A 13,961-nucleotide genomic window follows, 5' to 3' on the forward strand; every position below is an offset into this window, starting at 1 on the left:
TTCAGGCGGGTGGCGGCTCCGCATCGGGCACGACCGATAAAGTATGCTTGAGGCATTTAAGTGCGAAACAGGAGCGGGAATGGCGCACACCCTCGATCTTGTAGAGCTTGCGGCGCAGAAACTGCTCGTAGCCCGCGGTTCCCGCCACCGCCACCTTGATGAGATAATCATATTCGCCGGTTGTCAGATAGGCTTCCAGCACTTCGGGAAGAGCGGCCATGGCCTTACCGAAACGTTCCAGAACTTCATCGTCGTGACGTTCCAGCATGACCTCGATGATCACCGTCTCGGTCAGTCCAAGATGGGCCTGATCGAGAATGGCGGTATAGCCGCGAATGACCCCTTCGTCTTCCAGCCGCTTGACGCGCTGCCAGCAAGGGCTGGGCGACAGCCCCACCTTTTCCGATAGTTCCGTATTGCTCAGCCTGCCGTTCTCCAGCAGGGCTCGCAATATTTTGCGGTCAATTCTGTCCAGCGGCTTCGTCATGCCGGTCTCCCTGAAATGTATCGCAAAAAAATCTGCCGTCCGTGGGGCCGCTCGCGAAAGAAGTGTTTTCCGGAGGGCACTTTGGCGACGCCATTCGAAAGCACCTTTGGCTGGTCTTTAAGTACCGTACTGCAAGGTACAGGCAGCAGGGAGGAGCAGGCATGGCACCCACACGGCAACAGCATTTTCCAAGGCCGAGAACGCTGATACACCCCGGTATTTCTTCGCCGGTGCGTATCAACAGCCTGCGCTCGCCATCTGCGCGCCATATGCGGCTGTTCATCGCGCCGGGGTGCAGCCTTTACGATGGAATCGTGCGGTCTTTGGCCGAAAACGGCATTGAAAATGCCTCTTTGACCATTCTCGGCGGTTATTTCGACATTCTGTCCTATTGCGTGGCTCCACCCGATCCCTCCGGCAGGGCGGTCATCGCCTATACGAAACCCATCGATGCCGGGGCGGCCTGGCTGGTTTTCGGCAACGCCACGCTGGGGCGGAGCATGAAGGGCGAGCCGATCGTGCACTGCCATGCCGCCATGCGGACCGCGGCGGGTGTGGTCAAAGGGGGCCATTTGCTGACGGAATCCTGTATCGTCGGAGAAGGCGGCATTTCCGCCCTTGTGACCTCGCTCGACAGTTTTGTGCTGCAGCAGTCCTTCGATCCCGAAACCAATATTCCCCTTCTTCAACCCAGGAACCGCACGGAGCCCGCCGATGAACACGCATAACACTGTCGAATCCGGCTCCATGGGCCGCGTGGCCTATGCCCGCATTGCGCCCAATGAAGATCTCGTGCTCGGCGTCGAGAAACTGTGTCTGGCCGAAGGTTTCCGTAATGCCTTCGTGCGCGGCGCGCTGGGCAGTCTGGTGGATGCGTGTCTCGGCACCCGCAGCGGCGCGTTTTTGCAGATAAGCGGTCCTGCCGTTGAAATCGTTTCGATTGCCGGTGAAGTGCGCGCCCAGACGGATGGCTCCCTGCGCGCCGCGCTGACCGGCGTTGTCGCCGATACCGATGGCGCGGTTTATGGCGGTCCCTTCATCGCCGGCGCCAACCCGGTGTGCATGACCTTTGAGGTGACGCTGGAAGAATGGTTGCCTGCGGAAAAGCCGTAGGCGGCGTGAGGTACGGTAAGGCGGGCGGTGGAGTTGCACGGCGCAACTCATGCAGCCGCCCCCTGTCTTTCGGTCAGAAGCAGCTCGAAAGTGACGCAGACCGGGTTTTTGCCGCGCACCAGCCGCCCGCCGCTGATCCCCGTGGTAAGATCGACCATCGCAATATCCAGCATTGCCCGTTCGCCACCCGTGGCGGAGGGGTGGATGCGGCCATTGCGGATGAGGATTTCGCTGGCATAGGCGGTGAGACTTGTTCCGTCTTCATAATCCGCACCGATCAGGCTGCCGATACCATTGACCTCGGCCTCCCTCAGGTCGAACTGTCTGCAGGCGGCTTCAAGCGCCGTGCAGATATCGGTATTGGGCCGCACGGTGCACAACAGCGCCCGGAGCCCTGCATCTTTCCGGTTGCGCGGTTGGGCGATGGGCGTGAAGAGGGGGAAATTGGTTTCCTCGTCCTTCTGCACGTCCAGAATTGCGCCATCCAGCGCCAGCGCCTCAAGCGGTGTTTCCCCAACAAATTCGGACTCCAAAGGCAGCAGGTGGCCCATGGAGAGAACGCCTTCGGCACTTTTCCACGAACCATGGCAGTGCAGGAACGGCTGACCGTCGCGCCGCCCCATATGCAGGCCGGCATCGATGATCGTGCCTCCCGGCATGGAGAATGTTTCGCTATACCAGGCGGCATGGGCGTCATCGGGTGCGGCGGCGGGCATCACATAGTGCAACCGCTTCATCGGCACATTTTTCAGTCTGACATAACCGCCATCGAAACCCTGTTCGACAAAGGCCTCTGCAATCGCCTCGTTGACGCAGACACCGGGTCTGGCATTCAGCCTGACCGGATGGGCGTGGCAGCCGACGACGCGGAAGCGTTCGGGTGTTGCCGGCCCCGGATGGACGATGCTGCGCGGAAGCCCCTCCGGGGGCATTATCGTCATACCGCAAGCCCTGCGGTAATGAAGCCGCCATCCACGGCCAGCACCTGTCCGTTGATGTAGCTCGCGTCGTCCGACACAAGGAAAGCCACGGCAGAGGCGATCTCGTCCGTCCTGCCATAGCGGTGCATGGGAACGCGGCTGTGCCACTGGCTGCGAACATTCTCCGTATGAACCGCCTGGGTGAGGGGGGTATCGACGGGGCCGGGCGCAATCGCATTGACGCGAATGCCCGATTGCCCCAGCTCGTTTGCCATAACCATCGTCAGAAGATTGACGCCGCCTTTTGAAGCGCCATAGGCGCTGCGACCACGATTGCCGCACATGCCGGAAACCGAGCTGATATTGACGATCGAACCGGAAATTGCGCGGTCCAGCCAATAACGCGCGGCGGTGCGGGCCACGGCGAAACTGCCGACGAGATTGACGTCAACGATACGACGGAATTCTTCCACGCTGGTATCGACGGAAAGCTTGTCGATACCGATGCCGGCGCTGTTGACGACGGCCACCAGATCAACGGCATGATCGGCGCCGCCTGCCGTCAAGGCGGCGAAAGCCTCTTCTATCGACGTCTCATCCGCCACATTGCAGACGATGCCGCGCGAAGCATCGATGCCGAGTTTTTCGCAGGCCGCATCCAGCGCCTCACGCTTGAGATCCAAAAGCCATGGCTGCCAGCCGCGCGCCATCAACAGCTGCGCCGTGGAAAAGCCGATACCCGATGCGCCGCCGGTGATGGCGACAGCGCCTTTCATCTCTCTCGTCTGCTGTGTCATACCGTCTCCTCCCGGTTATGCGTTACGGCCTTCAGCCAGTCAGTTTTTCCTCAAAAACCGGCATCTGGCCGCGCTTTTCCAGCTCCTCGCGGATCATCTTCTTGGTGATCTTGCCATAGGCGGATTTCGGCATGGCATCCCAGAACACAATGGCTTTCGGCAGCTTGTAACGGGCCATCTTGCCGTCGAGATAGGCTTTCAGGTCGATGCCGGCGATATCCGCGCCCTCCCGCGCCACGCAGACGGCGACGCCGACCTCGCCCCACACCGCATCCGGCACGCCCAGAACCGCTGTCTCGCTGATATCCGGATGCATGAGGATTTTCTCCTCGATCTCACGCGGATAGATGTTCGAGCCGCCGGAAATATACATGTCGGAGGCGCGGCCGGTGATGTAGACGAAACCGTTCTCGTCGCGGTGACCAAGATCGCCGGTGCGGAACCAGCCGTTGCGGAAGGCTTTGGCATTGGCATCGGGATTATCGTAATAACCCGCGAAAACAGCAGGGCCGATAACGCAGATTTCGCCGGTTTCACCGGCCTGAAGCTCCTCGCCCGCATCGTTCTGGATTTGCACTTCCATGCCGGTGCGATCAAAACCGCAGGTGCCGATCCGCGCCTCCGGGCCGTCTTCGGCATTGTGGAAGGAAGGCGGCAGCACGGTGATGTTGCCGGTCACTTCGCCAAGGCCGAAATATTGCACCAGCACCGGGCCGAGCTTGGCGAGCGCCCGTTTCTGATCGGCGCGATACATGGGCGCACCGGCATAGATGACATAGCGTAGCGAGGAATGATCGAAACGATCCACGGAAGGGTCTTCGATCAGCATTTTCAGAATGGTCGGCACGGTAAAGGCATTGGTGACGCGCCATTTCTCGATCAGCGCCCACACCGCGGTCACATCGAGTTTTTCCGCAGCCGGAAGCACCGTTTTTGCCCCATGCGCCACCTGCACCAGCTGGTGAATGCCCGCGCCGTGCGAAAGCGGTGCAACGACGATGGAAGCGTCGCCCGGTCCGGTGCCGGGCATCAGATCGCAAAGATGGTTGGTGATGACGAAGGCCATCTGGCCATGGGTCAGCACCGCAGCCTTGGGCCGACCCGTCGTGCCGGAGGTGAAGAAGAACCAGCAGGGATCGTCCCGATCCACCGCCTCGCTTTTTACTTTCTGGCCCAGATGGCGGGCCACGATAGTATCGTAGTCCTCGCCAAATTCGGCCGGGCCAATGGCGATGGTGAAATCGATCGCGGTTGCTTCGCGGCTCGCCCTTGCATGCTCGGGAAAAGCGCTGGCGCAGATCATGCCGCGTGCGCCGCTGGCTTTTGCCAGATAGGCCACCTCATCGGGCGACTGGCGATAATTGGTCGGCACCCACACCGCGCCCACGCGGAAGCAGGCGAACATGGATTCGAACATCTGGTTGTTGTTGGAAGACTGCACCAGAATGCGGTCACCTTTCCTGACGCCGAATTCTGTTACCAGCGCCTGCGCCATGGCATCGACGCGGGCGTCCATTTCAGCCCATGTCCAGCTCTTGTCACCCCATACGAAGCCGATGTCGGCGGGGTTGCGGCGCGCTGCCTGGGTCAGGAAATGCGAGAGATTCATGACCCGCGTGGTCGAAGGCGCAACCCCGCCCGGAGGATGTATCGTCATTTCACGCGCTCCATGATCGAGACATAGTTGGCAACCGCAGTTCCCCCCATGTTGAAAACACCGGCGAGCGAGGCGCCGGGGATCTGCATGTCGCCCGCTTCGCCCATCAATTGCATCGCCGCCATGACATGCATGGAGACCCCGGTTGCCCCAACCGGATGCCCCTTGGATTTCAGCCCGCCGGAGGGGTTGATCGGCAGGCGACCGGTTTTCAGGGCCGTGCCTTCGCGCACCACCCGGTGGCCTTCACCGGGCTTCGCCAATCCCATCGCCTCATATTCGATGAGTTCGGCAATGGTGAAGCAATCATGGGTTTCGACGAAGGAGAGGTCGTCGAGCGTCGCGCCTGCGAGTTCCAGCGAACCTGCCCAGGCGCGGCGCGCGCCCTCGAAGGCCAGCGGATCGCGGCGGCTGAGCGCCAGAATGTCATTGACATGCTTGCGGCCCCGGAAACCGATGGCCCGGTTGAGTGTCGCTGCGGTTTCCTCGTCGGCCAGAATGATGGCGGCGGCGCCATCGGAAATCAGCGAGCAGTCGGTGCGGCGAAGCGGGCCTGCGACGTAAGGGTTCTTATCCGATACTGTGTTGCAGAAATCGAAGCCGAAATCCTTGCGCATATGGGCGTAGGGATTGACCGCGCCATTGGCGTGGTTCTTGGCGGCGATCATCGCCAGTTCTTCCGAGCGATCGCCATAGCGCTGGAAATAGGCCTCGGCGATGCGGCCGAACTGGCCGGCAAAGCCGCCGGAAATATCGGCTTCTTCGGTACGGTAGCAGGCGGACAGCAGGATTTCACCCACCTCGGCGGTTGGCAGCGCCGTCATTTTTTCCGCGCCGACAACGAGCGCGATGCGTCCACGCCCGGCCTCGATGAAATCCATGGCGCTGTAAAGGGCGGCCGATCCCGTCGAGCAGGCATTCTCGAAACGCACGGCGGGCGTGTAGGCGAGGCGCTCATCGCCCATGGCCACCAGCGCGCCCTGAAAATCCTGTTTCGAGAAACCGTTATTCATGACGCCAACGAAAATGCCGCCTATATCGCCGACATCGACGCCGGCATGGTCTATGGCGGGCGCCACGACGGAAGCCATCAGTTGCTCGGTATTTTCAAGGGCCGATTTGCCGAAAGGCGAATGCGCCCAGCCGACGATCTGCGCTTTGCTCATTTGCTCGTTCTCCTTGTTTGCCGTTTCGCATCGCCTTCGCCACGCGTGCGGGCGCGGCTTGCCATCATTTCCGCAATGCGTGTTTCGATGCGGGTCACTTCCTCGCGCAGCACCGCCGCCAGTTCCGGCTGGCGCTCCGGCCGCATGCGGCTGTCGACGGCGGCAATGCTCAACGCTCCCGCCACCGCGCCATCCGGTGTTCGGATGGCAACGCCGATACCCCAGGAATTCGAGAGGATCAGACCCGGATTGAGCGAATAACCATTGGTTCGCGTCAATTCGACATCGCGGCGCAGTCCGTCCAGCGTGATGCCGGGATAGTTCGCGGCAATCAGCCCGCTATTGGCGGCAATGACGCTTTCCACCTCGGCATCGGGCAGGGCCGCGAGCATGGCGAGCGATCCCGCCCCAATGCCCAGCGGGTGCTCGAAACCGGCCTGAAGCGCGTGGGTGCGCACCGGCCAGGTGCCTTCCTCGCGATAAAGGCACAGCGCAAACGTGTCGCGACGCACGGAAAGGAAGCTCGAATCCTCTGTGCGGCGGGAAATCCGCGTCAGACTGTCCTGGGCCATCTGCAGCAAGCCGAAGCGGCGCGATGACAGGCTGCCGAGCACATAGGCTTCCTCGCCCAGATAATAACGCCGCGTTTCCTCATCCTGCTCCACCAGGCCTGCGCGGATCAGCGCCAGCAGCAGGCGGCGGGCCGTGGGCTTGTTCAGCCCGCTTTCGGTGACGATGACCGAAAGCGCCACACCGCGTTCGGCATGACGCCCCACCATGGAGAGCAGCCCCAGCGCCCGGTCTACCGCGCGCGCGCCTGTCAGGTCGTTTTCCATCGGGATCATCGTGGCCATATCAGGAAAACGCTCCCACCGCACAGCTTTGCCCGCCATCGACCGGCAGGCAGATGCCGGTGATGAACTTGGCTTCATCGGATGCCAGAAAGACTGCCGCGCGGGCGATATCGAAGGCATCGCCCATGCGGCCGACCGGGACTGCGGCATTGCGCGCCGCCACCATATCCTCGACGGAGGCATATTGATTGCTGATCTGTTTGTAGATCAGCGGCGTATCGATCATTCCGGGCAGAACGCAATTGGCGCGAATGCCCTGGCGGGCATATTGCATTGCCAGCGCCACGGTTGCCTGGTTTACGGCGGCTTTCATGGCGTAATAGGCAAAATAGGGATAACCGGTCCAGCGAATGGAGGCGAGCGAGGAGATGTTGACGATGGCCCCACCGCCCTGCGCCAGCATCACCGGCAGTACCGCCTTGGCGGTGCGATAAACGGAGCCGATATTGAGATCGACCGAGGCTCGAAAACGTTCCTCGTCCAGCTCTACCGGGCCGCCCATATGGGTCACGCCGACATTGTTGTGCAGAATATCGATGCCGCCGAAGATCTCGCAGGTCCGCGCAACCGTAGCCGATACGGAATCGAGTTCCGTGACATCGGCAGCAACCGCAATCGCCTCGAAACCTTCGCCGCGAATGATCTGCGCGGTTTCCTCGGCCGCGTCAGCGGAAAGGTCGACACAGGCTACGCGCGCGCCTTCGCGGGCAAATTGCACGGCCGCAGCCTTGCCATTGCCGAAACCCGGACCAGATGATCCTGCGCCAAAAACTATGGCGCGTTTTCCCGTCAGGCGACCTGTCAAAACAGTCTCCATTACAATCGTCAGAAATAGTCGGGTCGGCCCCGCTAGAGCGTTTTCACTTTTCCTGGAAATGCTCTCAAAGCGGGGCCAATTATTCAGCGGACCGATCAGGTCAGGCTGGCGCCAACGGCCTTTTCGAGAATGGCCCAGGCTTCATCGCCATATTTGCCCTTCCATTCGGAATAGAAACCGGCTTCCTTGAGAGTTGCGCGGAAGAGTGAGGCGTCGGTGTCGTTGAAGGTCATGCCCTTGGCAATCAGGTCTTCCTTCACCGAGGCATTGAGTTTCGCCACATCGGCCCGCTCGTCCTTACCGGCCTGATTGAGGTTCTTGGCGACGATGGCGCGCAGGTCATCCGGCAGGCGCTCCCAGGCGCGCTTGTTCGCCAGGAACCAGAAGCCGTCCCACATATGGTTGGTGACCGAGCAGAATTTCTGCACTTCGAACAGCTTGGCGGTGGAAATGATCGCCAGCGGGTTTTCCTGGCCATCGACAACGCCGGTCTGCAAGGCGGTGTAGACTTCAGCGAAATTGATCGAGGCTGGGGCCGACTTGAAGGCCTTGAACATCGAGGTCCAGAGCGGGCTTACCGGCACGCGGATCTTGAAGCTTTCGAGATCGGCCGGCGTGGCGATGGGCTTCGAAGCGCTGGTGATCTGGCGGAAACCGTTATCCCAGATGGTGTCCATGGCAACGAGGTTCTGTTTGGCGATTTCGCCGCGGACATATTTGCCGAGATCGCCGTCCATGGCCGCCCAAACCGAATCGTAGTTCGGGAAGGCGAAGCCGATGCCGCTGATGGATGCATTCGGCACCAGCGTCGACAGGATCAGTGGCGAAAGCGTAAAGAATTCAACGCCGCCCGAGCGTACCTGGCTCAACACATCGGTATCGGCACCCAACTGGCTGCTGGGGAAGATGTTGATATTCACCTGGCCGTCGGTTTCCTTGGCGATACGGTCAGCCGCTTCCTTGGCGCGGATGTTCATGGGATGCGCGGCGGGCAGGTTGTTGGCATATTTATAATTGAATTGCGCAGCGCGGGCGCGCGACACAAAAGCGGTGGCAAGAACGGCAGAGCCGGCGCCGGCCAACACGGTACGTCTGTTGATATTCATTGCTTTCTCCTCCCAAAATAAAAGCATGTGTCATTCATCGGCGTGGCGGGTGGACCCGCCACGGTCTCAGAGCAGAATTGTCGAGAAGCCCGGAATTGCCGCAATCAGCAGCAGACCGATGACCATGGCTGCAAGATAGGGCCAGATGGCGCCCATGGCCTCATCAGGCGAAACATTGCCTATCTTGCAGGCGATATAGAAACCGATGCCGATGGGCGGCGCCATCAGGCCGATATTCATGGCGACCACCACCACCATCGAATAATGGATGTCGTTGATGCCAAGCGTGCGGGCAATGGGGAACATGATCGGTGCGAGCAATACGATTGCCGGCAGCCCTTCCAGCACGCAGCCGAGGATCATGAAAATCAGGATCGACACGACCATATAGGTCATCCAGCCGCCCGGCAGATCGGTGATCATCGCGGTCAGCTGGAAGGCAAAGCCGCTCTGTGTCAGCCCCCAGGCCATGGCCGAGGCGCAGCCGAGGATCAGCAGGATCGCCCCGGAAAGGGCGGCCGTCTCCACCAGCATGGAATAAAGCTTTTTGAGGCTGATGCCGCCATAAAGCACCGCACCGATAATAATCGCATAGAGCACGGCAATGGTGGAAACCTCGGTTGCCGTCGCCACGCCGCCGCCGACGAGGCTGCGGATGAGGAAGGGCAGAACCAGCGCCGGTGCTGCAATCAGGGCCGCCTTGCCGACCAGCGGCCACGGGGTGCGTTTTGCGCCTTCCATGTTTTCATGCCGCGCCTTCCAGCGGGCCAGAACGGCCAGCACCAGAAGCAGCACCATGGCGATCATGAAGCCGGAAGTGAACAGGCCGGCAATCGACACGCCCGCCGCCGAACCGAGAACGATCAGCACGATGGAGGGCGGAACCGTATCCGCCATGGCGGCGCCGGTGGCGAGCAGCGCAATCATTTCCTTGGGCTTGTGGCCACGGCGCTTCATTTCCGGAAACAGCGCCGGTGCAACCGTCGCCATATCCGAAACCTTGGAGCCGGAAATGCCGGAGACCAGAAACAGCGAGCCGAGCAGCACATAGGACATGCCGGCGCGAATATGCCCGAACATCGAGGATAGCAGCTCGACAATCGCCCTGCCCATGCCGGTGGCATCGAGCACACAGCCCAGCAGCACGAAAACCGGAACCGACAGCAGAATGATGCCCGACATGCCCTCGTCAATGCGCCCGATCATCACGATGGTCGGAACCCAGGTGGTAAAGGTCAGGTAGGCGAGGGTTCCAAGGCCAAAACAGAAGGCGATCGGTACGCCCAGCACCAGAAACACCGCCACGAACAGGCCGAGGAAGATCGCCAGATTGAAATTGCCGAAAGTTTCGAGCGTCGGCGATGCCAGATAGAGCAGGCCGGAGACGACCGCGACGGTGACAACGGCTGCGATGATGTCCCGCAGATTTTCCCTGCGGAAGAGATTGTTGAGGACCAGCAGCAGCATCAGACAGGCGCCAACCGGCAAGGCCGCGGCGCGGAAGGACATTGGAATATTCAGCGCTGCCGAGGTGACGACCCATTCCTCGATGGCATATTCTATCGCCGGCTTGATAATCGCCGCAAGAAATGTCGCTACCAGCACCAAAGCGAGCGAGTTGACATAGCCCAGAATGCGCTGCGGAAACATGTTGAGAAACAGCGTCAGGCGCAGGTGCTCGCTGCGGTCGATGGCAATTGCCGCACCCAGCATGGCAAACCACAGGAAGCTCAACGACGCCGTTTCATCGATCCAGACGATTGGCAAATGCAGGGCATAGCGCGATGTCACGCCCAGCAGAAGCAGGCCGATCATCACCGCCAGCAGCACCGCCGCGACAGCCTCGATGGGTCGCATGAACCATGAGCCTGTTACCGGCCCGGTATGCAAAAGCTCTCCATCGAGCACAAATACGTCGTCATTCGCGTTTGCGGTCATGGTCATCGGGGCCTCCTCTCCCACAGAACAACCTTCGCAATGGACTGCGGCAGACAAAGAGAGTTATCCGCGCCCACGCCAATATCATGGCCGACGCATCAGGATATATCTGTCGTTGCCAGACCGGCCAGACCCCTCCAAAAGCCTGAAACTAGCGGTATATTGCCTCCACAATATGGACCGTCAAAAATCTATGCATTCGGGATACACAGGAAAAGTGGCAAAATCAACTGTATAAATGCAGTATTGCGCGGTTTTCATTGTATGCTTATAGGTCCACATAGTGGATCATACTATAATTGATTGAAATTTATTTGTGATGTAACGAGCGCGCAGCAATTTCCGGGGCTTTTCGGAAGCCCGTCGAGACGAAGCGCTTATGATGCCGGGCGAGCCGGATGGTCTGGCGTTACGCGCTGGAGAAGTCGGGGAGCGTATCTGCTGCCTATTGCTGCAATGACGGTTATGAAGTCGCCAGGTTGCATGACTCAAAACGGTTGAGAATTATCAGTCAGGTAAATGAAAGACGATTGGGTCCGGGTGACGGAATACGGATGATCTTGCTTTATCAAACGAAGCAGCCGCCCGGTGGGGCGGCTGCTGTTTATCTGATGGTCTCTGTCAGCCTCAGGCTGCCTTTTCGAGTTCCTGCTTCCAGTTACCCTTGGCGGCGAGGCTGTTCATCGCGGCGCGGTGCGTGAAGGCGCGCTGGCCGGCGGCGACATTTTCCTGCTTGCCGCCCCATGTCTTGAGGGCCGTATCCTGAAGCGCGCGGCCGTAGGAATAGGTCAGCGACCAGGGCAGGTCGTAGCCGGCATTCATGGCGGAGAGATGCGCCGTTGCCTCTTCGGAGGACTGGCCGCCGGAAAGGAAGGCGATGCCCGGAACGGCGGAAGGCACGGTTGCCTTCAGAACCTTCACGGTCTTTTCCGCCACTTCCTCGACGGAAGCCTTGCGGGCCTTCTTGCCGTCGATGATCATGTTCGGCTTGAGGATCATGCCTTCAAGGTTCACGCGGGCGTCGAACAGGTCCGCAAAAACGGTCTGGAGAACCCACTGCGTGACTTCCGCACAGCGGTCGATGTCATGCGTGCCCGGCTCGCCGTCCATCAGCACTTCGGGTTCCACGATCGGAACGATATCCGCCTGCTGGCAGAGAGCGGCGTAACGGGCGAGCGACTGGGAGTTTGCCTTGATCGAACCCCAGCTCGGACGCTGCTCACCGATGGTGATGACGCCGCGCCATTTGGCGAAACGCGCGCCGGCTTCATGATACTTGCGCAGGCGCTCGTAAAGACCGTCGAGGCCTTCGGTGATGAATTCATGCGGGTGGAAAGCCATCGGCTTGGCGCCGATATCCACCTTGATGCCTGGCAGGCTGCCGGCCGCCTTGATGATATCCACGAAAGGCGTGCCGTCGGCGGCCTTCTGGAACAGGGTCTCTTCATAAAGGATGACGCCGGAGATGTATTTCTTCATGGCGTCGTCGGAACGGAACAGCATCTCGCGATAATCGCGGCGGGCGGTCTCGGTGGACTCCAGATTGATGCTGTCGAAACGCTTTTTGATCGTTCCCGTGGATTCGTCGGCGGCGAGCAGGCCCTTGCCGTCGGCGACCATTTTGATTGCGATGTCTTCGAGACGTTCGGTCATTTGCTATTCTCCCAAGGCACAATAAATTTCCGATAACAGAAGTTCCAGGGCAGGGAAATGGCACGCTAACTCATTGAAACGATTGAAATGATTTCAATCGTTTGAAACTTTTCATCCCGGTGCCGCTTACCAAAAAGCAAGGCCGGACAAGCATGGCTTGTCCGGCCTTGTGTCAGGCAAGTAGGGTGAGTTTACTTGGCGGCGGTCAGGATGGCAACGCCCGGCAATTCCTTGCCTTCCATCCATTCGAGGAAGGCGCCGCCGGCCGTCGAAACATAGGAGAAATCCTGAGAAACGCCGGCATGGTTGAGCGCGGCAACGGTGTCGCCGCCGCCGGCGACGGAGACGAGCTTGCCGGCCTTGGTGCATTCCGCCGCGTGTTTTGCAGCGGCAACGGTCGCCGCGTCGAAGGGCTCGATTTCGAAAGCGCCGAGCGGACCGTTCCAGACCAGCGTTTCGGCGCGGGAAATCCAGGCCTTGATGCTTTCAACCGATTTTGGGCCGACATCGAGAACCATGGCATCAGCGGGAATGGCGTTGATGTCGACGATTTCATTGGCCGCACCGGCCTTGAATTCGCGGGCGACGACGCCGTCCTCCGGCAGCACGATGGCGCAGCCGGATGTCGCTGCCTCGATCATGATCTGCTTTGCGGTCTCGGCGAGATCATGCTCGCAAAGCGATTTGCCGACCTGCGCGCCGCGGGCGGCGAGGAAGGTGTTGGCCATGCCGCCGCCGATGACGAGGGCGTCGACCTTCTTGACGAGGTTCATCAGCAGATCGATCTTGCTCGAAACCTTGGCGCCACCGACGATGGCGACGACCGGACGGACTGGCTGGCCGAGGCCCTTTTCCAGGGCCTCAAGCTCGGCCTGCATGGTGCGGCCGGCATAGGCGGGCAGGTGGCGCGCCAGGCCCTCGGTGGAGGCATGGGCGCGGTGGGCGGCGGAGAAGGCGTCGTTCACATAGATATCGCCATTGGCTGCCAGAGCTTCGACGAAGGCCGGATCGTTCTTTTCTTCGCCCTTGTGGAAACGGGTATTTTCCAGAAGCAGGATATCGCCATCGTTCAGTTTAGCGACGGCGTCCGCCGCCGGTGCGCCGATGCAGTCGGTCGCGAAGGAAACGGCGTGATCCAATACTTCCTCGACGGCGGGTACGATCTGGGAAAGCGACATGTCGGCCACCGGTTCGCCCTTCGGGCGGCCGAAATGGGCAAGCAGAATGACTTTCGCGCCCTTGGAGGACAGTTCCAGAATGGTCGGCGCAACGCGTTCGATACGGGTTGCGTCCGTCACCTTGCCATCTGCGACCGGCACGTTGAGATCAACGCGGATGAGAACGCGCTTTCCGGCAATGTCGTTGAGGTCGTCGAGGGTCTTGAAAGCGGGCATAGGTCGATCCTGATTTGTTGCGAGTTCGGCACGGACCATACTATGCCTGATTGACGACG

General features: G+C 60.3%; 13 protein-coding genes. 2 read left to right on the top strand and 11 right to left on the bottom strand.

The window, feature by feature from the left end; all coding sequences use genetic code 11:
* Position 1: 1 nt before the first annotated feature.
* Positions 2–487, bottom strand: a complete 486-nt coding sequence (locus RAC79_RS10060) for an Lrp/AsnC family transcriptional regulator (protein WP_065656502.1) — start codon at positions 485–487, stop codon at positions 2–4.
* Positions 488–648: 161 nt separating this feature from the next.
* Here RAC79_RS10060 and RAC79_RS10065 point away from each other — a divergent pair, with 161 nt between their 5' ends.
* Both RAC79_RS10065 and RAC79_RS10070 read left to right on the top strand, forming a co-directional pair.
* Positions 649–1,215: a DNA-binding protein gene (locus RAC79_RS10065; RefSeq protein ID WP_162934194.1), complete on the top strand. Its 567-nt coding sequence runs from the start codon at positions 649–651 to the stop codon at positions 1,213–1,215.
* Entirely contained in the window at positions 1,202–1,600 is a 399-nt protein-coding gene (locus RAC79_RS10070; protein ID WP_162934193.1) for a PPC domain-containing DNA-binding protein, read from the top strand. The genes RAC79_RS10065 and RAC79_RS10070 overlap by 14 nt, the downstream gene beginning before the upstream one ends.
* Before the next feature lie 47 nt (positions 1,601–1,647).
* On the opposite strand, the gene RAC79_RS10075 is transcribed toward RAC79_RS10070, so the two are convergent.
* The 10 genes from RAC79_RS10075 to RAC79_RS10120 all read right to left on the bottom strand — a co-directional run bounded on the left by RAC79_RS10075 (position 1,648) and on the right by RAC79_RS10120 (position 13,902).
* Positions 1,648–2,541 (bottom strand): PCC domain-containing protein, encoded by an 894-nt coding sequence (locus tag RAC79_RS10075; protein WP_174040055.1) that lies wholly within the window; start codon positions 2,539–2,541, stop codon positions 1,648–1,650.
* Positions 2,538–3,317: an SDR family NAD(P)-dependent oxidoreductase gene (locus RAC79_RS10080; RefSeq protein ID WP_174040054.1), complete on the bottom strand. Its 780-nt coding sequence runs from the start codon at positions 3,315–3,317 to the stop codon at positions 2,538–2,540. The genes RAC79_RS10075 and RAC79_RS10080 overlap by 4 nt, the downstream gene beginning before the upstream one ends.
* 31 nt (positions 3,318–3,348) lie before the next feature.
* Positions 3,349–4,974, bottom strand: coding sequence for an acyl-CoA synthetase (locus RAC79_RS10085; RefSeq protein WP_174040053.1), 1,626 nt, complete (start codon positions 4,972–4,974; stop codon positions 3,349–3,351).
* Positions 4,971–6,140: an acetyl-CoA acetyltransferase gene (locus RAC79_RS10090; RefSeq protein WP_142845344.1), complete on the bottom strand. Its 1,170-nt coding sequence runs from the start codon at positions 6,138–6,140 to the stop codon at positions 4,971–4,973. The genes RAC79_RS10085 and RAC79_RS10090 overlap by 4 nt, the downstream gene beginning before the upstream one ends.
* Positions 6,137–6,994 carry an IclR family transcriptional regulator gene (locus RAC79_RS10095; RefSeq protein ID WP_065656496.1) on the bottom strand — a complete coding sequence of 286 codons (858 nt, stop codon included), beginning with the start codon at positions 6,992–6,994 and terminating at the stop codon, positions 6,137–6,139. Before RAC79_RS10095 ends, RAC79_RS10090 begins: the two co-directional genes overlap by 4 nt.
* Position 6,995: 1 nt before the next feature.
* Entirely contained in the window at positions 6,996–7,799 is an 804-nt protein-coding gene (locus RAC79_RS10100; protein ID WP_161987910.1) for an SDR family NAD(P)-dependent oxidoreductase, read from the bottom strand.
* A gap of 107 nt (positions 7,800–7,906) precedes the next feature.
* Positions 7,907–8,917, bottom strand: coding sequence for a TRAP transporter substrate-binding protein (locus RAC79_RS10105; RefSeq protein WP_003520342.1), 1,011 nt, complete (start codon positions 8,915–8,917; stop codon positions 7,907–7,909).
* 66 nt (positions 8,918–8,983) lie between these two features.
* Positions 8,984–10,861 (bottom strand): TRAP transporter large permease subunit, encoded by a 1,878-nt coding sequence (locus RAC79_RS10110; RefSeq protein ID WP_174040052.1) that lies wholly within the window; start codon positions 10,859–10,861, stop codon positions 8,984–8,986.
* Positions 10,862–11,482: 621 nt separating this feature from the next.
* Positions 11,483–12,508 (bottom strand): class I fructose-bisphosphate aldolase, encoded by a 1,026-nt coding sequence (locus RAC79_RS10115; RefSeq protein WP_003523197.1) that lies wholly within the window; start codon positions 12,506–12,508, stop codon positions 11,483–11,485.
* 191 nt (positions 12,509–12,699) lie between these two features.
* Positions 12,700–13,902, bottom strand: coding sequence for a phosphoglycerate kinase (locus tag RAC79_RS10120; RefSeq protein ID WP_174040051.1), 1,203 nt, complete (start codon positions 13,900–13,902; stop codon positions 12,700–12,702).
* Positions 13,903–13,961: the final 59 nt, after the last annotated feature.

Source organism: Agrobacterium sp. LR_9 (assembly GCF_041954855.1).
GTDB lineage: Bacteria > Pseudomonadota > Alphaproteobacteria > Rhizobiales > Rhizobiaceae > Agrobacterium > Agrobacterium leguminum.